13 protein-coding genes are annotated in these 17,217 nt (G+C 74.0%); 7 read left to right on the forward strand and 6 right to left on the reverse strand.

Annotated elements, in window-relative coordinates; translation table 11 throughout:
• Positions 1-128: 128 nt before the first annotated feature.
• Entirely contained in the window at positions 129-2,237 is a 2,109-nt protein-coding gene (locus ACN28A_RS10245) for a cellulase family glycosylhydrolase (protein WP_421394448.1), read from the forward strand.
• Positions 2,238-2,460: 223 nt separating this feature from the next.
• Here the strand turns inward: ACN28A_RS10245 and ACN28A_RS10250 are convergent, their stop codons facing one another.
• Together ACN28A_RS10250 and ACN28A_RS10255 are read right to left on the reverse strand one after the other, a co-directional pair.
• On the reverse strand, positions 2,461-4,026 hold the full coding sequence (locus ACN28A_RS10250; protein ID WP_421394451.1) for a carboxylesterase/lipase family protein: 1,566 nt from the start codon (positions 4,024-4,026) through the stop codon (positions 2,461-2,463).
• Between the two features lie 55 nt (positions 4,027-4,081).
• Entirely contained in the window at positions 4,082-4,663 is a 582-nt protein-coding gene (locus ACN28A_RS10255) for a TetR/AcrR family transcriptional regulator (protein WP_421394453.1), read from the reverse strand.
• A 360-nt stretch (positions 4,664-5,023) separates the two neighbouring features.
• Between ACN28A_RS10255 and eccD the strand changes: the two genes are divergently transcribed.
• Both eccD and eccB read left to right on the forward strand, forming a co-directional pair.
• Positions 5,024-6,406 (forward strand): type VII secretion integral membrane protein EccD, encoded by a 1,383-nt coding sequence (eccD, locus tag ACN28A_RS10260; protein ID WP_421394455.1) that lies wholly within the window; start codon positions 5,024-5,026, stop codon positions 6,404-6,406.
• Position 6,407: 1 nt separating this feature from the next.
• Positions 6,408-7,832 carry a type VII secretion protein EccB gene (gene eccB, locus ACN28A_RS10265; protein WP_421394458.1) on the forward strand — a complete coding sequence of 475 codons (1,425 nt, stop codon included), beginning with the start codon at positions 6,408-6,410 and terminating at the stop codon, positions 7,830-7,832.
• A 61-nt stretch (positions 7,833-7,893) separates the two neighbouring features.
• On the opposite strand, the gene ACN28A_RS10270 is transcribed toward eccB, so the two are convergent.
• The 3 genes from ACN28A_RS10270 to eccCa form a co-directional block, all read right to left on the reverse strand.
• On the reverse strand, positions 7,894-9,498 hold the full coding sequence (locus ACN28A_RS10270; RefSeq protein ID WP_421394460.1) for a hypothetical protein: 1,605 nt from the start codon (positions 9,496-9,498) through the stop codon (positions 7,894-7,896).
• A 3-nt stretch (positions 9,499-9,501) separates the two neighbouring features.
• Positions 9,502-9,810: a hypothetical protein gene (locus tag ACN28A_RS10275; RefSeq protein WP_421394462.1), complete on the reverse strand. Its 309-nt coding sequence runs from the start codon at positions 9,808-9,810 to the stop codon at positions 9,502-9,504.
• 91 nt (positions 9,811-9,901) lie between these two features.
• Entirely contained in the window at positions 9,902-13,873 is a 3,972-nt protein-coding gene (gene eccCa / locus ACN28A_RS10280; RefSeq protein ID WP_421404272.1) for a type VII secretion protein EccCa, read from the reverse strand.
• Positions 13,874-14,068: 195 nt separating this feature from the next.
• On the opposite strand from eccCa, the gene ACN28A_RS10285 reads away from it, so the two are divergent.
• Positions 14,069-14,416: a WXG100 family type VII secretion target gene (locus tag ACN28A_RS10285; protein ID WP_421394465.1), complete on the forward strand. Its 348-nt coding sequence runs from the start codon at positions 14,069-14,071 to the stop codon at positions 14,414-14,416.
• 61 nt (positions 14,417-14,477) lie between these two features.
• Positions 14,478-14,765: a hypothetical protein gene (locus ACN28A_RS10290; RefSeq protein ID WP_421394467.1), complete on the forward strand. Its 288-nt coding sequence runs from the start codon at positions 14,478-14,480 to the stop codon at positions 14,763-14,765.
• A gap of 317 nt (positions 14,766-15,082) precedes the next feature.
• Here ACN28A_RS10290 and mycP read toward each other — a convergent pair whose 3' ends face one another.
• Entirely contained in the window at positions 15,083-16,378 is a 1,296-nt protein-coding gene (gene mycP, locus ACN28A_RS10295) for a type VII secretion-associated serine protease mycosin (protein ID WP_421394469.1), read from the reverse strand.
• Between the two features lie 129 nt (positions 16,379-16,507).
• Here mycP and ACN28A_RS10300 point away from each other — a divergent pair, with 129 nt between their 5' ends.
• Complete coding sequence (locus tag ACN28A_RS10300) at positions 16,508-16,900, forward strand: YbaB/EbfC family nucleoid-associated protein (protein ID WP_421394471.1); 393 nt, start codon at positions 16,508-16,510, stop codon at positions 16,898-16,900.
• Complete coding sequence (locus tag ACN28A_RS10305; protein ID WP_421394472.1) at positions 16,888-17,214, forward strand: hypothetical protein; 327 nt, start codon at positions 16,888-16,890, stop codon at positions 17,212-17,214. Before ACN28A_RS10300 ends, ACN28A_RS10305 begins: the two co-directional genes overlap by 13 nt.
• The last annotated feature ends 3 nt before the right edge of the window (positions 17,215-17,217 follow it).

Genomic DNA, 17,217 nt, shown 5'->3' on the forward strand with positions numbered 1-17,217 from the left:
GGACGCCGCAGGCTTACCCGTGCGCGTTCTCCGGCAGGCCCTGCGATGACAGGTCGTCCGCCGAACAGCACGGACCAGCCCGCCGAGCGGTCCGCGACACGGGCGCCCACTACGGCGAGGAGTCTCCGATGAGTACACAGAACATCCGCAGGATCCCCTGGCGCCTCGGCACGGTCGCCGGCGGCCTGGCCGCGCTGCTGGTGGCGGGAACCCTGGTGACCGCCGACGCCCAGGCGGCGGCCGGCTGCCGGGTGGGGTACGCGGTCTCGTCCCAGTGGCCGGGCGGCTTCACCGCGAACGTGACCGTGACAAACCTCGGCGACCCGGTCAACGGCTGGAACCTGGCCTGGACCTTCCCGTCCGGCCAGCGGGTCAGCCAGGCGTGGAACGCGACGGTCACCTCGTCCGGCAGCCAGGCCAGCGCGACGAACGTGAGCTACAACGGCGCCATCGGTACGAACGCGACGGTCTCGTTCGGCTTCAACGGATCCTGGACCGGCACCAACACCGCACCGACCTCGTTCACCCTGAACGGTGTCGCGTGCACCGGAAACGTCGGCCCGACCGTGACGCCGACGGCCGGCGTCTCCCCCTCCGGCTCACCCACAGCCTCGCCGTCGGTCCCGCCGACCGGATCGCCGCAGCCCGGCAACCGGATGGAGATGGTGGCCGCGATGCAGCCCGGCTGGAACCTGGGCAACACCTTCGACGCCATTCCCGACGAGACCTCGTGGGGCAACCCACGAACCACCCGGGAGATGCTGCACCACATCCGGTCCCAGGGGTACAACAGCATCCGGCTGCCGGTCACCTGGAGCAACCACCACGGCCCGGCGCCCGACTACACCATCGACCCGACCTGGTTGAACCGCATCCGCGAGGTCGTCGACTGGTCCCTGGCAGAGGGCTTCTACGTGATGGTCAACCTGCACCACGACTCGTGGCAGTGGATCAACACCTATCCCACCGACCGCGCGAACGTGCTGGAGCGGTACACGGCGCTCTGGGGTCAACTTGCCGCCACCTTCCGCGACCACTCCCCGAAACTCGTGTTCGAGAGCATCAACGAGCCGCAGTTCGCCGGCACCTCCGGGGACGCCGAGAGTGACCAGGTACTGCACGAACTCAACGTCGCCTTCGTCCGCCTCGTACGCCGCAGCGGCGGGAACAACGCCACGCGGCTGCTGGTGCTGCCCACCCTGCACACCAGCGGGGAACAGGCCCGGATGGACGCGCTGACGACCACCTTCGACCAGTTGGCCGACCCCAACCTGGTGGCGACCATCCACTTCTACGGCTGGTGGCCGTTCAGCGTCAACATCGCCGGTGGCACCCGCTACGACAGCAACGTCGAACAGGACATCGTCGGCACCTTCGAGCGGGCGTACCAGACCTTCGTCTCCCGGGGCATTCCCGTGATCGTCGGCGAGTGGGCGCTGCTCAGCTACGACTACACCCGCCCCGGCATCATCCAGCGCGGCGAACTGCTGAAGTTCTTCGAAGCCGTCGGCTACCACGCCCGGATCCGCAGGCTCACCACGATGTTGTGGGACGCGGGCTCGTTCCTGCACCGCCCCGAGCTGCGCTGGCGGGACCAGGGCATCCACGACATGATGCGGGCGAGCCTGACGACCCGCTCCGCGACCGCCTCCACCGACCAGATCCACGTCCGGCGCAGCGGCGGCATCACCGGCCAGTCGCTCACCCTCAACCTGAACGGCGGCACGTTCCGGGGTCTCTGGCAGGGCAGCGCCCAGTTGGCCAGCGGCACCGACTACACCGTCTCCGGCAACACCCTCACACTGACCCAGGCCGCCCTGACCCGGCTGGTCGGCAACCGTGGCTACGGCGTCAACGCCACAATCGAAGCCCGCTTCTCCCAGGGTGTGCCGTGGCAGATCCACATCATCAGCTACGACCCGCCGACCCAGGCCGCCGCCACCGGCACCACCAGCGGGCTGACCATCCCCACCCAGTTCCGCGGCGACCAGCTCGCCACGATGGAAGCCGAGTACGCCGACGGCAGCCCCGCCGGTCCGGCCAACTGGACCACCTACAAGGAGTACTGGAGCACCTTCCAACCCGACTACGCCGCGGACACCATCCTGCTGAAGCCCGAGTTCTTCGCCGAGGTCGACGACGGCCCGGTCATCCTCACCTTCCACTTCTGGAGCGGCACGCAGCTCACGTACCGGCTGACGAAGTCCGGTAACTCGGTCACCGGCAGCCCGGCCTGACGCTCATGACACCGGCTGGTGCGGGGTCGTGAACCCCGCACCAGCGGTGTCAGGGTCGGTGCACCCGGTTCGCGGGTGACCAATCGCCTACGGCGCCGACCAGTGGCGATCGGGCTGGCGGCAACTTCGCCGTCGCTGGTCGACGCCGTCGCTGGTCGACGCCGTCGCTGGTCGACGCCGTCGCTGGTCGACGCCGTCGCTGGTCGACGCCGTCGCTGGTCGATCAGGACCTGCTGACGGCATCCCAGACGTCACACTTGTGCTCGGTAGCGAGGTCGACGCGTCCGACGGCGCCGGGCACCAGGGACCGGACGTACGGCTCGTCGATGGTCAGCTCCGGCCAGCCGGGTTCGCCGGAGCGGGCGAACCGGGCCCACGCGTCGATCATCGCCTCGGACAGCTGCTGCTGTTCGGCCGTGAAGCGGACGCCCGGGAACGGGAACAGATACGACAGCTCCGTGCCGTGGGCGGCACCGAACGGGAATCCCTCGACGGTCGGGATGTTCTGGAAGTTCGGCGCGTCAGGGTCGGTGAACTCGTAGCCGTAAATCGTGGTCCCCGCCGCGAGCGCGCGGTCGGCCTCCAGCGTGGTGCACGACCAACCGGCGTCGGTGAGCACGGTGGCCCAGGCCAGCGCCGGCGACGGGTACGCCGCGGCCGGATAGGCTGCGCGCACGGCGTCGGCGTCGGCGCCGAACGAGTCGGCCAGCAGTTCGTCGTACCCGGCCTGGTCGATCACCAGGCCGCCGGCGAGGGCGGGACCCACGTAGAAGCGCATCTCGTCGTGGTTGCTGCCCTGCAGCACCGGGACCCGGTGGAACCTGCCTGCGCGCAGCGCCAGCGCCGGGTCCTCGGGCAGGCGGTCGACGCCGAACGCGGGGAACGACGCACGGGCCATGACCTCGCTCGTCGCGAGCTGCTCGACGGGCCTGCCGCGCAGGCATTCCAGGGCCCCGCCGGCCCCGGCGCAGCCGAGCTCGGTCGCCGTCGCCGTGCCCATCGCGGCGACCTGGTCCTTCGGCCACCACGGGCGGTAGGCCGGCACGCCGGGGGAGATGCCGTTCTTCGGGTAGGCGGTCATGCACGACCCGGACTGGATGACGGCGCGGTCGAACAGGCCCTCCGCGTCGGGCGAGGTGAGGTGCGAACAGATGCTCATCGCGCCCGCCGACTCGCCGAATACGGTCACGTTGCGCGGGTCACCGCCGAACGCGGCGGCGTTCGTGCGAACCCAGCGCAGCGCCGCGACCTGGTCGGCGAAGCCGAAGTTCCCCTTGCCGCCGAACTCGGGGAGACCGAGGAAACCGAACACCCCGAGCCGGTAGTTGACCGTCACCACCACCACGTCGCCGCGGACGGCGATCCGGCTACCGTCGTAGTCGTTGCCCGAGCCGTTGGTGAAGCCACCACCGTGCAGCCACACCATGACCGGGCGGGCCTTCCTGCCCTTCGCTGGCCGGGTCACGTTGAGGTACAGGCAGTCCTCGGAGCCCTGCACGCCGGGACTGCCGTCGAGCCTCGCCTGGGCGCACTGCGCGCCGGGTTTCGTGGCATCGCGGGTTTCCGTCCAGCTCGGAGGAGCCTGCGGCGGCGCCCAGCGCCGTTCGCCGGTGGGCGGCGCGGCGTACGGGATGCCCTGGTAGCTCAGGTATGCGCCGTGGTCGGCACCCATCACGGGTCCGCGGTCGGTGTCGACGACGAGCGTGTTCTCCGGTGTCGCCGGGCCGGGGGTGCCACCACAGGCGACCGCGACAAGAACCGTGCTGAGGATTGCTGACGATCGGCGCACGGGGGCGCTCCTCTCGACATCGATCGGCCCGCCGCCCGGCGGCGGGCCCCGCCGGTCAGGTCACCGGCACCGGTGACGGACCGTCCGCCGCCCGGGTCGCGCGGTCAAAGAGGGAGACCAGTTCGAGGCTGTAGACCTCGGCATCGGTGTCCCGGTACAGCGCCAGCTGCTCGGACGCGCCGTCGAGCGCCTTGCGCAGAGTCACAGCCATAACCCGCGGGTCGAACTCCCGAAACTCGCCGGCCTCCTGTCCGGCCCGGAGGATCCCGGCGATGGTCTCCAGTTCCGCTTCGTGACTGGCCGGGCCCAGTCTCGGTGTCCCGTCCGGACTGCGGAAGTTGTTCCAGATCTCCCGAAGCGCCAGGAGCTTCGGCGCGTCGGCGCGGTACCACGCCACGCTCGCGGCGATGAATGTGGCGAGCGTCTGCTTTGGCCCGCTCGCGGCAGCCATCAACGGGTTGATGACCTCGCGGGCGCGGTCGAAGACGTGGTTCACGACCTCCTGCATCAGCTCGTCCTTGTCGGCGAAGTGGTACGAGATGAGCCGTGTGCTGCTCAGCCCGGCACGTTCGGCTATGCGGGCATACGAGGTGTGCCCGTAGCCGAGGTCGACGAGGCAGTCGATGGTGGCTTCCACGATCTGGGCTCGTCGGGCCCGAGCGGCTACCGACCGTTCCTGCTGCGAAGTTACCTGCATGAGTAATTTTTACCTTGCCTGAGTAAGTCCGGTCCGTCAAACTGGCCGCCGGTGCGGCAGCCGCCGCTCGGGATCTTGCTCGGTCGTGCCGGGCGCGACGGCGCGCCGTCACGTACCGCTTCCCCACGACGCGCCCGCTGCCAGCGGGTGCGTCGCCCCGCACCGGCGTCGCCACGGCTGTCCGCTTGCGGCCAATGCGCCTTCCCCGCAGGCGTCGCGGGCGATCGTGGGTGCGTCCCCGCCCAGCCGCCGGACCACCGGCACGTCGCCGCCGACGGTGCCCCATCCCACGGAGCTGACATGAACGCCACCGGACTGGTCCGGCTGACCGTCGCGGCACCGGCCCGGCGGATCGACCTCACCCTGCCCGACCGCTCGCCCCTCGCCGAGCTGCTGCCGGCCCTGTTGACGCACGCCGGCGAGAGCCTCGCCGACGCGGGGACGGCGACGGGCGGATGGGTGCTGCGCCGCGCCGACGGCGCGGTGCTGGAGCCGGCACGCTCGCTGGCGGGGCACCGGATCCGCGACGGGGAGGTGCTGCACCTGACGCCGGCCCGCACCGACTGGCCCGAACTGGAGTACGACGACCTGGTCGACGCCATCACCACCGGCTCGGCCCGGCTCGGCGGCTCCTGGGGTCCCCGGTACACCCGGGCCTCGGGACTGGCCGTGGCCGCGCTCGCCGTGCTGCTCAGCCTGGTCGCCCTCCTGCGCGCGGGGCCGCCGTGGCCGGCACCGGCGGGCTGGGCCACCGGCGCGGCGGCCCTGCTGCTCGCCGCCGGCGTGCTGCTGGCCAGGGCCGGTGGCGACACCGGGGTGGGCGCGGTGAGCGCGCTTGTCGCGTTGCCGCTGGCGGCCGCCGGTGGCGGGCTCGCCCTGGCCGCCGACCGTCCGTTGACCGGGCTCGGCGCACCGCACCTGCTCGCGGCCGGTGCCGCGCTGCTGCTCGCCGCGCTGGTCGGGCTCTTCGGCGTGGTCGACCGGGCTGCGCTGTTCGTCGCCGCCGCGACGGTCGGGCTGCTCACCGTGGCCGCCGGCTGGCTGACCACCCTGGACGCGCTCGACGCGGCCGACACCGCCGCCGTCGTCGCGGGTCTCGGCCTGGTGCTCTCGCCAGCGCTCGCCGGGCTCTCCATCCGGCTGGCCGCGATGCCGATGCCGGTCCTGCCGCGCGGCGCCGCCGACCTGGTACGCGCGGCACCGCAACCGCCCCGGGCGGCGGTGTACGCGGCGGTGCTGCGCGCCGACAGCCTGCTCTGCGGCATGGTCGGCGGTCTCGCCCTGGTCGTCGCGACCTGCCAGGTGCTCCTGGTACGCGCCGGCGGCACCGCCACGGTGACCCTGGCGGCCGTGCTGACGGTCGGGTTCCTGCTGCGCGCCCGGCTCTATCCGATCGCGCGTCAGCGGGCGCCACTGCTGCTCGTCGGGCTCACCGGCGCGGTCGGCCTGGTCGGCGGGCCGGTGATGGCCGACCGGTCGGACCTGCTGACCCTGGTCGGCCCGGGTCTGGTGCTGGCCGGCGCGCTGGTGGCGCTGCTCGCCGTCCGGTACAGCACCGGGTCACCCGGACCACGGCTGAGCCGGTACGCCGAACTGCTGGAGGTTCTGGTGGTGCTGACCGTCGTTCCGCTGCTCTGCTGGGTTCTCGGGCTCTACGGCTACGTCCGCGGGCTGGGTGGTTGAGGTGGCCTCCCCCCGTGACCAGTTGCAGGCCCACCAGTACCTCACCCAGCGGGTGATCTCGGCGCTGGTGACCCGGGAGAGCGACCCGGAGCAGCCGCCCTTCCGCCGCCCGGGTGTCGCCGCCGTCGGTGGCCTCGCCCTGGCTGTGGTCGCACTCGCCGTCGTCGGCATCTACGGGGTCGTCGTGCCCGGTGGCGCCACGGGCTGGCGGGACGGCGACGCGGTGGTGGTCGAGAAGGAGACCGGCACCCGCTTCGTCTATCTCGACGGGCGGCTGCACCCGGTGGCCAACTACACCTCGGCCCTGCTGGCGCTCGGCAAGCACACCCGGGTCCGTAGCGTGTCGCGCAACTCCCTGCTCGGCGTGGCGCGCGGACCCCGCATCGGCATCCCGGACGCCCCCGACGCGCTGCCCGGCCCGAACCGGTTGCTCGACGCGACCTGGACGTTCTGCTCGGCGCGCGGCACGGACCGGACCGGGGCGCGGGTGCCCGAGTCGGTGCTGCTGGTCGGTCACCGCCCGACCACGGGCGACGCGCTGGCCGACCGGGCGCTGCTGGCCGAGGAGGCCGGCACCGGCCGCCGGCACCTGGTGCTGCACGGGTACCGGCACGAGATCCACGAGACCCACGCCAGGGCGGTGGAGGTCGCGCTCGGCACCGGCCCGGTGGTCCAGTTCGACCCGACGGTGCTCGACGTGCTGCCGGCCGGTTCGCCGATCGCACCGATCGTGGTGCCGGGCACCGGCAGGCCGTCCCGGGCCGTGCCCGGCCGCACCGACCTGCGGATCGGGCAGGTGCTGGTGACCACGGGGTCCCGGGGGGCGCGGTACTACCTGGCCGAGGCCGGGCAGCTCCGGCCGATCGACGAACTCCAGTACGACATCCAGCTGGCCGCTCCCGGCACGGCCGCCGCCTATCCGGCCGGCCGGCCGGCCGGCGTCCCGCTGAGCCTGTCCGAGGCGGCCGGCGCCGGCAAGGCCCGCGAGGTGCCGAAGACGGCCGGTGATCCGCCGGCGGTACGCCCGGAGTTCGTGGCCGGCGACCCGACGGCCACGGTCTGCCTGGTGTTCGACCGGAGTCGGCCGGCACCGCACGTGCTGGTCGATCCGGTGCTGCCGGCGGTCGGGGCCATGCTGGAGACGGCGGGCCGCACCGACCGGGGCACCCGGCTCGCCGACCGGGTCCTGGTGCCCGCCGGTCAGGTAGCGGTGGTCGAGTCGATGCCGGGCCCGGACGCACCGGCAGGCACCGTGCTGGTGGTCACCGACCTCGGCGTCGGCCATCCGGTGGCCGAGCCGAAGGTGCTGGAGGTGCTGGGCCTCGGCGGCATCCGTCCGGCCCGGATACCCGCCAATCTGGTGGCCCGGATCCCGATCGGCAGCGGCCTGAGCCACGAGAGCGCCCTGCGGCGCACCCCGACCTGAGCCCACCTGCCGAGTGGCCCCGGACACCGGCCGGTGTCCGGGGCCACGCGGCACCCGCCGTTCAGGGCCGGGCGACCCGGCCGGCGCGGGGCGGGTCGGCGGCGTCGCCGCGCCCCACCTGCCACAGGTCGTCGTCGATGAGCTGCCCGGCCGGCGGGTCCGGGCGGTGGGCGGTCGCCGAGGCCCGCGATCGGGCCGGGAGGATGTTCGGGCCGGCCCGGCCGCTCAGCAGCGCGGGCATGCCGGGGACGCCACCCTGGCCACGGCCCCGGCCGGTCGGCGGACGCCGTGCCGCACCCGCGCCCGCACCGGGCGTGCCGCCGCCCGGCGCCCCGGGGGCGCCCATCATCGGCGGCGGCATCATCGGCGGCGTCGCCGCGCCCGCCGCCGGTGAAACGCCGACCGGGCTCTGTGGCAGCACCGGCGGTGCGCCCGGCACGGGCGGGGCGGAGCCGCCGACCGGCACGGCGGCCTGCGGCAGCGGACCGGGCCCCTGGCCGCCGACACCACCGAGCCCCACCCCCGGGACCCGGCCGCCGCCGGCGCCACCACCGCCGGCGCCACCACCGCCGGCGCCACCGCCGAGACCAGCGCCGAGACCACCGACGAGACCGGCACCGAGCGGCGGGAAGGGCGGGACGGTTGCCCCGGTGCCACCGCCCGGCGGCAGCAGCGGCGGGAAGACCGGCGGCACGAGCGGCGGCCCGCCCGGTGCGCCGGGAATCGCGGCACCCCCCGGCACCTGCGGCAGGCCGCCCGGCAGCCGGGTGGCCGGTGCACCGCCGAGGCCGGCCAGCGCCGGCGCCGATCGACCCTCACCGGCGCCGCCGGCCAGGGCCCCGCTCGCCGGTAGGCCGGATCCGCCGCCACCGGCGGCAGCGGCCCCGCCCGCCGGCATGGAACCGACTCCACCGGCGGTCGGTGCGGCCGCCCCGCCGGACAGGGTGGGGCCGGCGGATGTCGCCGCCGACGGATCGGCCGCGCCGGGCGGCAGCGCGGCGCCACCGGCACCGGGCAGGCCGGCCACCCCGGTCAGACCCGGGCTGCCGGCGCCCCCCTCGGCCGGCCCCGCGCCACCACCGGCCCTGCCCGGCGCCCCGCCCGGCTCGGCACCGGGCCCCGCCGGCGGCAGCCCGGACCAGTCCGGGCCGCTGCCGGCGGCCTGCACCGACTCCCAGGCGGTCCGGTAGAGCCCGGCGAGCGCGTCCATCCGCGCCCCGGACTCCTCCTGCAACGCCCTGATCTGGCTCTCCACGATGACGTAGGCGGCCGGGCCGGGCGGGTCCAGGCTGTTCACCTGCCGGTTGAAGCTCTCCTCCAGCGCCCTCGCCTTTTCGAGGTTCGTCTTCACCAGGCTGTGCGTCGGTCCGATCTGCCCGACCACGGCGTCGATCGCGGTGTGCGGTCGGTTCTCCCCGACGCTGGCCACCCAGTCGTCCACCCGGACGTGGCTGACCTCCGCCTGGCCGACGAAGCTGTCACCCACGCCGTCGTCCCAGTTGCGGTCCAGCCGGCCGATCGCCGTCCTCATCGAGGTGCTCGCCTGCTGCAGCTCCCGCAGCGCGTCACGCCACATCTTCGCCCGGGACAGCAGAGGATCGATGTTCTTGAGTTCCTGTTCCATCATGAGGAACTGCTCCGGCAGGGGTGTGTCCCGGTAGCCCATCCCTCACCGCACCAGGCCGGTGCTGACGTTGACGATCGCCGCCTCGCCCGCCTCGTTCGCGCTGAGGTAGGCGTCGCCGCTGGCCCTGGCGACCGTCGTGTAGCTCTGGAAACCCTGGTTCGCCTCGGCCACGAACCGCATCAGCCGGGTGCTCGCCGAGATGTCCACGGCGGCGAACACCGCGCTCTCCGGCATGCCCACCCTGGTGAACGCCGGCTGTGACCCGAGTGCGCCCGGATCCGGTCCCTGCGCCGTGAAGTTCAGCATCGCTTCGGTGTCGCCGCTGATGAACCCACCCGTTGATCGGGGCATGTCTCCTCCTGACTGACGTCGACCCTGCTGCCCCGTCCACCCCACCATCCGATGCGCACCGGGAGGGGCCGGCGACAGCAAGTGGCCACGCTCAGTCGGTGGGCGGCAGCCAGGCGAGCTGCACCAACCTCGGCGCCTCCGCACGGGTGACCAGCCGGCCCCGCCCCGGGGGCAACGGCTCGGCCTTGAGCCCGCCGAGCAGCGGCCCCTCGCCCCGGTCGCCGGAGAGCAGCAGACCCATGCTGCCGACGTCCCGCATCCGGGAGACGAACGGGTCGTACAGCGCCCGGCCGGCGCCACCGGTGCGCCGGGTGAGCACCACGTGCAACCCGATGTCCCGGCCCTGCGCCAGGTAGTCCAGCAGCGGCAGCAGCGGGTTGCGCAGCGAGGTGGCCACCAGGTCGTAGTCGTCGACCAGGACGAACAGCTCCGGTCCCTGCCACCAGGCCCGCCGGCGCAGCTGGTCCGGGGTGACGGCCGGTCCGGGCAACCGGGCGACCATCGCGCGGGCCGCCTCCTCGACCAGGTGGGTCGTGGTCGCCGGATCGGCGCCGAAGCCGAGCAGGTGTTCGGTGCCCACCTCGCCGAGCAGCCCGCGACGGTGGTCCACCAGGATCATCCTGGCCTGGTCGGGTTGGTAGCTGTCCACGATCCGGCGGGCCAGCATCCGTAGGAACCCGGTCTTGCCGGAGTCCGCGTCACCGAGCAGCAGCAGGTGCGCCTCGGCGGTGAAGTCCAGCCGCACCGGCGCGAGGTCCTGCTCGGCGATGCCGACGGTGAGCCGGTGGGCCAGTGGGTCGTCCGCCGGCGGCAGAGCGAGGTAGGGCAGCCGGGCGGGCAGCATCCGTACCGCCGGCGCCGGGTCGCCCGGCCAGCCCCGGGCGACGGCGTCGACCAGCCCGGCCAGCCCGGCGCCCAGGTCGTCGGCCGAGCGCACACCGTCGACGCGGGGCAGCGCCATCAGGATCTGGTGCCGGCTCACGCCGATGCCCCGGCCGGGCGCGTTCTCCGGCACCCGCAGTGCCGCCGTCCGGTCGATCATCGTGTCGATGGGATCGCCCAGTCGCAACTCCACCCGGCTGCCGAACAGATCCCGCACGGTCGGACGCAGGTCGAGCCAGCGGGTGCAGCCGACCAGGAGGTGCACCCCGTAGGCCAGCCCTCGGGCGGCGATGCCGACGACGACCTCCTCGAGATCCTCGAATTCCTTGCGCAGCGTCAGCCAGCCGTCGACGACCAGGAACACGTCGCCGTACGGGTCGTCGGTGACCGTGCCGCTGGCGATCAGCGCCCGGTAGGCGGCCATGCCGTCGACGTCGTACTCGACGAAGCGGCGTTCCCGCTCGGCGAGCACGGTCGCGACCTCGGCGACGGTGCGGCGTACGGCGCCGATGTTCTGCCGGCCCGCGACCCCGCCGACGTGCGGCAGCCCGCGGATCGCGCCGAGCGCACCACCACCGAAGTCCAGGCAGTAGAACTGCACCTCGCGCGGGGTGTGGGTGAGCGCGAGGCTGGCGACGACGGTGCGCAGCGCGGTGCTCTTGCCCGAACGGGGGCCACCGGTCACCACGAAGTGCCCGGCCCCGCCCGAGAGGTCCAGCACCAGCTGGTCACGGCGCTGGTTCAGCGGACGGTCGACCACCCCGACCACGGCCCGCAGCGACCCGGCGAGACCGGTACCGCCGGCCCACGGCCCGCGCGCCGGATCGGTGCCGGGAGCGCCGATCAGATCGTCCAGGGTGGGCGACTCGGCCAGCGGCGGCAGCCACACCTGGTGCGCCGGGGTCCCCCGGCCGGCGAAGCGGTCCACCAGGATGTCCAGCAGGCTGTCGCCGACCGCCTCGTCCGGATCCGCCGCGGGCTCGTCCGGCTCGTCCGCGCCGACGATCTCCGGTGCGAGATAGCCGGTCGTGTACTCGGCCAGCGCGATCCGGTCGGGCTGCCCCGGCCCGCCGGCACCGGCGGTCGCCGGGTCGTGCACGCCGGAAACGTACGCCGAGCGGAACCGGGCCATCGGCTCGGTGCCGAACCGGAGGAAGCCGTAGCCGGGCGCCCGGGGCAGCGAGAACGCGTCCGTCACCCCGAGCACCGCCCGGCTGTCCATCTCGGAGAAGGTGCGCAGGCCGATCCGGTAGGACAGATGGGTGTCGAGGCCACGCAGGCGGCCCTCCTCCAGCCGCTGGCTGGCCAGCAGCAGGTGCACGCCCAGTGCCCGGCCGACCCGGCCGATCTGCACGAAGATGTCGATGAAGTCCGGGCGGGCCGACAGCAGCTCGCTGAACTCGTCGCAGACCACCAGCAGGGTCGGCACCTCGGCCAGCGGGGCACCGGCCGTCCGCGCCTTCTCGTAGTCGCGCAGCGAGGAGAAGTTGCCCGCCGCCCGCAGCAGTTCCTGGCGCCGGATCAGCTCGCCGCTTATCGCGTCCGCCATCCGGTCGACCAGCGGCAGCTCCTCGGCGAGGTTGGTGATCACCGCGCTGGTGTGCGGCAGCCGGTCCAGCCGGGCGAAGGTGGCGCCGCCCTTGAAGTCGATCAGCGCGAAGTTCAGCAGGTTGGGCGGGTGGGTCACGGCCAGCGCGAGCACCAGGGTCCGCAGCAGCTCGCTCTTGCCGGAGCCGGTGGCGCCGATCAGCAGCCCGTGCGGGCCCATCCCGTCCTGGGCTGACTCCTTGAGGTCGAGTTCGATCGGGGTGCCGTCGGGCCGGATGCCGAACCGCACCCGCAGCCGGTCCCGGCTGGGCCGCTGCACCCAGGTGTCGGCCGGATCGAAGGCGTACGGGTCGCCGAGATCGAGCAGGTCCTCCAGGCCGAGATCGGCGCTGAGCGGATGCTCACCCCGGCTGCCCTCGGTCAGGCGCAGCGGTGCGAGCTGGCGGGCCAGTGCCTCCGCGCCAGCCATCGGCATGGTGTCGGCACGCCCCAGGGTGGTCTCACCCTCGACGGTCAGGCTGGCGAGCGCGCCGTCGTCCGCGACGTCCAGGACCACGCTGGAGCGCTCCGGCGCCCGGGGTGGGCGGCCGGTCAGGTCGATCAGGGTGACGCCCTCGACGCCGCCACCGGTCATCAGGTGGTCCGAACCGGCGGTCTCGCCACCGTCGAGCACGACGACCAGGTGCGGTCCGGGTGCCCGGACGGCGGTGTCCTCGGGATCGAAGCGGGGCCGGTTGCCGAGCAGGTCCTCCAGCATCGCCTCCAGGGCGGTGATGGAGGTGGCGACCAGTCGCACCGGGCCGAGCGCGTCGGTGCGCTCCGGGTGCAGCGCGTGCGGCAGCCACTTCAGCCACTCCCACTCCGGGCGGCATTCGGCCCGGGTGCAGACGGCGATCAGCAGGTCGTCCGGCGGGTGCAGGGTGGCCAGTTGGGCCAGGATCGCCCGCACCAGGCCGGTCGCCCGGTCGTGCCCACCGCGTACGTGGATCCGGCTGAACCCGTTGACCGCCATCGCCAGGGGCAGGTCGGGGATCGCCGAGTGGGTGGTGATGAACCGGCGCAGCGCGAGCGCGCAGAGCGGTTCCAGATGCTCCATCGGCCTGGTGTCCGGCGGGATCAGCGGGGTGGCCAGGCTCTGCGGGCCGAGGCCGATGCGGGCCACGCAGAAGTCCGGGTCGTCGCGGCGGCGTTCCCACAGCCGGTGGCTCGGCACCAGTGACCAGAGCGTGTCCGGGTCCGGGTGCAGGTACCACAGCGCGAGCCGCTGGCGGGTGGCGGTGCGGGCGACGCGTACCCGGTGCTGCGCGAGGCCGCGCAGATAGAGCCGGCGGACCTGGCCCATCTCCCGCTTGCCGGGACTACCGCTGGTGAGCAGTGCCACCCCCACCATGGCGAGCAGCGCCACCCCGAAGAGGGCGAAGGCGACGTAGCGCAACGTGCCGGCGCTTCCGCTGCCGCTGAGCAGCAGCAGCATCGCCGCCATCATCGCGACCATCGGCAGGACCGTCAGCACCTGCGTCCACTGCCGGGCGGGCAGTGGCGGGATCTCCGGCGGCGCCTCCAGCACCAGCTCACCGGAGGGCATCTCCGGCGCGGGCCGGCGCCGTGGCCGGCGCACCACCGTCGTCGCCACCGCGACCTCCCTCGTCTCGACGTGTGCGTCGATCGTCGCCGCCGCCCGGCGCACCCGGGCACCGGTGGCAGGAAGGTGCCGGTGCGGGCCGCTGCCCCCGCCCCCGGGCCTAGCGTCGGTGGCGGCCGCCCGAGGGCGCGGCACGGGCCGTCCGGATCGGCGGTCCGGGTGACGACGAGCGAGAAGGAGCAGCGCATGCCCGGCGGTTTGCTTTCGGGTGAGACACCGAAGATGGAAAGTGCGGCGAACATCGCCGACGGCGTCGTCGAGCAGATCCTCGCCCATCGAGCCAGATTGGCACCGCTGGTGGAGGAGTCGCGATCGCACTGGCGGGGCACTGTCCAGCCCCTCTTCGAGGCCAAGCACCTGGAGTGGCAGCAGGCCATCGACCGGTTCACCGCCGAACTGACCCGGCTGGCCAACGCGACCCGGACCTCGGGCGTGGCCTACCTGGCCGCCAACGACGAGGGAGTGGCCGCGATGAACGCCGCGCAGAGCACCGCCCCCTACGGCGGCAGCCTCGGCGGCGCGGTCAGCGCCTGAGCGGTGTGCGGCAGGCACGGCAGCGGCACGGCAGACAGCGATCACAGGAGGGAGAGGGCGGATGTGGGTCAGCGGTAACTTCGGACAACTCGGGGATCTCCAGCAGTCGATCGTCGCGACCAGGACCGGCGTCGAGGGTGAGCAGGAGACCTGGCGGGCGCAGACGAACCAGCTCATGGAGGCATGGCCGGACCAGGCCGGTCTGGACCTGCAGAGCTTCAGCGAGGCGGCGGACAACTTCGGCCGGGTGAACGGCGAGTTTCTCCAGATGCTCGGCGTCGCCACCGGCAGAGCGAACGAAGCCCTCCAGGCCGCACTGAACACGGCGTCGCGGGCCGTCAACGGCTAGGTGTACTGCCCAGGGACCACGAGCACCGAGCACCGATACCGCTCGTCGGTCGGTGCGGCACGGATCCGACGCAGCGCGGGCCGTGCCGGCGATCACGCCGGCACGGCCCGCGCTTGGCGGCAGCCGCGAAGTCCACGACGTCCGACGGTTCCACGACATCACGGGACCAGCCGCCGGCGCCCGCGCACCGCCGCGCTCGCCGCCGAGGTCGCGGTGCCGGCGCACGCTCCGGCCAGACGCACGCTCCGGCCAGGCGCACGCTCCGGCCAGGCGGGCGCTCCGGTGATCCGGCCCCCCGGCCAGCGGCCCCGTGATCGTCAGGCGCCGGTCCGCTCGGCCGGTGGCGGCGGAAAGAGGAAGATCTCCTCCGGTGGGTCGTCGCGGGGCGGGGCGGCCGGCAGCGCGGCACCGCGCTGGGCCCGCCAGCGCCGTCGTCGGCCCCGGGGTAGCGCCCAGGCCAGGACTGCGGCCAGGGCGATGCCCAGCACCACCGCGCCGGTCAGGAGCTTCGCGTCGGTGCCGGCCCGCTCCCACCAGGCGGCCTCGCGGAGGGCCGCCGGATCCGGCCGCGCGGGCGGCACGTCCGGCATGGCCAGCGGCGGACGATCGGACAGGTCCTCGGTCACCGCACGGTACGGGTCGACCATCCCGGCGCCGTACTCACGGCTGTCCCTGCCGCCACGGGCCGGCGCCGCGGTCGCCATGAGCCGTCGGGCCACCTGCGGCGCGGTGAGCCCGGGCCAGGCCGCGCGGACCAGGGCCGCGGTGGCGGCGACGAACGGCGCCGCGAAGCTGGTGCCGTCCCAGTACGCGTGCCCGCCCGCCCGGGTGGCGCCGAGCACGCCGGTGCCCGGCGCCACCAGGTCGACGTAGCCGCCGCTCTGCGATCCGGAGGACCGGGCGCCGGTGACGTCGACGGCACCGACGCCGAGCACCCCGTCGTAAGCGGCTGGAAAGGACGGGCCGGCCGCCCGGTCCTGCCGGTTGCCGACCGCGGCCACCACCAGCGCGTCCCGGGACTGCGCGTAGCCGATCGCGTCCCGCACCGCCCGGAAGTCGCCGTAGCCGGAGAGCGACAGGTTGATCACCCGGGCACCCCGGTCGGCGGCGTAGCGGATGCCCCGGGCGACCACCCGGGGATCGATCGGCGTCGGCTCGCCGTTGTCGTTGAGCTCGCGGTCGGTGATCCGCACCGGCAGGATCCGCGCGCCGGGCGCGACGCCGTGGAAGCCGACCCCGGCGGCCGGCGCGGCGGCCACGATGGAGCCGACGGCGGTGCCGTGCGAGACGCAGTCGAAGCTGCCCGGCAGGTCACCGGCGAGGAAGAAGTCCCGCCCGCGCAGCACTTTTCCGCGTAGCTGCGGGTGGTCCCCGTCCACTCCGGAGTCGACCACCGCGACCACAACGCCCCCGCCGGTGCTGTGCATCCAGGTGCGGGGCAGGTCCAGCAGCCGTTGCGCCCATGGCTGGTCGGCGATGACCGGCCGGGCCGGTTCCGGGTCGCGGCAGGCACCGGCGGGCGGCGCGGCCGTCGCCGGTCCGGCCCGCACCACCGGCACGGGTACCGCGACGGCGGCGACGAGGACGGCGAGCGCGGCGGTGGGTCTTCTCATGGTGAAGCCATGGTTCAGCCGGGTCAGCCGCTCCCGCCGCCGGTGGCCGGAAGCGGTCAGCGCCGCCCGCTCCGGCCGGTGCCGCGTGACGCTGTCGGTCCAGGCGCCGAACCGGGGACGGAGGCCACGATGGACGCGGTACCGGAGGGCCTACCGGCGCGACTCGCCGAGTACCGCCGGCTGGCCGACGACGTACGCGCGGTACGGGACGGGATCGACCGGATCCGCGCCACCGCCTACTCCCCCGACGGGCTGGTCGCGGCGACGGTGGGCGGCCGAGGCGAGCTGGTCGATCTCGACCTGGACCCACGGGTCTACCGCGACCCGGACGCCACCGCCCTGGGCGCGGCCATCGCCGACACCATCCGGGCCGCCGCCGACTCGGCGGAGCAGGACGCGGTCGCGCTCGCCGAGCGGCTGGTGCGAGTGCGCGCCGGCACGGACGTGGACCCGCTCTTCGACCCCGTCCTGCACCTGATCGACACCGAGCCGGAGAGGAGCCAGCGGCTGTGGCCGACGTAGACATCGACGGCGGTGGCGTCGACATGCACACCGAGGGGACCGAGACGGCGATGGCCGCCCTCGACCAGGTCGCGGCCGACTTCCGGCAGGCGTGGGCCGGTCACCGCAGCGGGATGGCGGCGCTGGAGAGCCAGCTCGGCAACGGGCCGATGGGACGGGAGTTCGCCGCGCTGTACAACCCGGCGGCGGACGGGCTGGCCCGAAGCGCCGAATCGACCTGCGGGAGGGTGGAACGCCGGGCCAGGATCGGCCGCGCCTGCGTGCAGATGTACCTGGCGGCCGATGCCGAGGGCCGGCGGGGCTTCGAGGGCTAGCGC

Origin of the sequence: Plantactinospora sp. WMMB782, assembly GCF_049179135.1 — a bacterium.
In the GTDB taxonomy this organism is placed as follows: Bacteria; Actinomycetota; Actinomycetes; order Mycobacteriales; family Micromonosporaceae; genus Plantactinospora.

Bases quoted from the DNA above. Each gene is read 5' to 3' on its own strand.
- ACN28A_RS10245 (WP_421394448.1), top strand. From the start codon at position 129: ATGAGTACACAGAACATCCGCAGGATCCCCTGGCGCCTCGGCACGGTC.
- eccD (WP_421394455.1), top strand. From the start codon at position 5,024: ATGAACGCCACCGGACTGGTCCGGCTGACCGTCGCGGCACCGGCCCGG.
- ACN28A_RS10270 (WP_421394460.1), bottom strand. From the start codon at position 9,498: ATGGGCTACCGGGACACACCCCTGCCGGAGCAGTTCCTCATGATGGAA.
- ACN28A_RS10275 (WP_421394462.1), bottom strand. From the start codon at position 9,810: ATGCCCCGATCAACGGGTGGGTTCATCAGCGGCGACACCGAAGCGATG.
- ACN28A_RS10285 (WP_421394465.1), top strand. From the start codon at position 14,069: ATGCCCGGCGGTTTGCTTTCGGGTGAGACACCGAAGATGGAAAGTGCG.
- ACN28A_RS10290 (WP_421394467.1), top strand. From the start codon at position 14,478: ATGTGGGTCAGCGGTAACTTCGGACAACTCGGGGATCTCCAGCAGTCG.
- mycP (WP_421394469.1), bottom strand. From the start codon at position 16,378: ATGAGAAGACCCACCGCCGCGCTCGCCGTCCTCGTCGCCGCCGTCGCG.
- ACN28A_RS10300 (WP_421394471.1), top strand. From the start codon at position 16,508: ATGGACGCGGTACCGGAGGGCCTACCGGCGCGACTCGCCGAGTACCGC.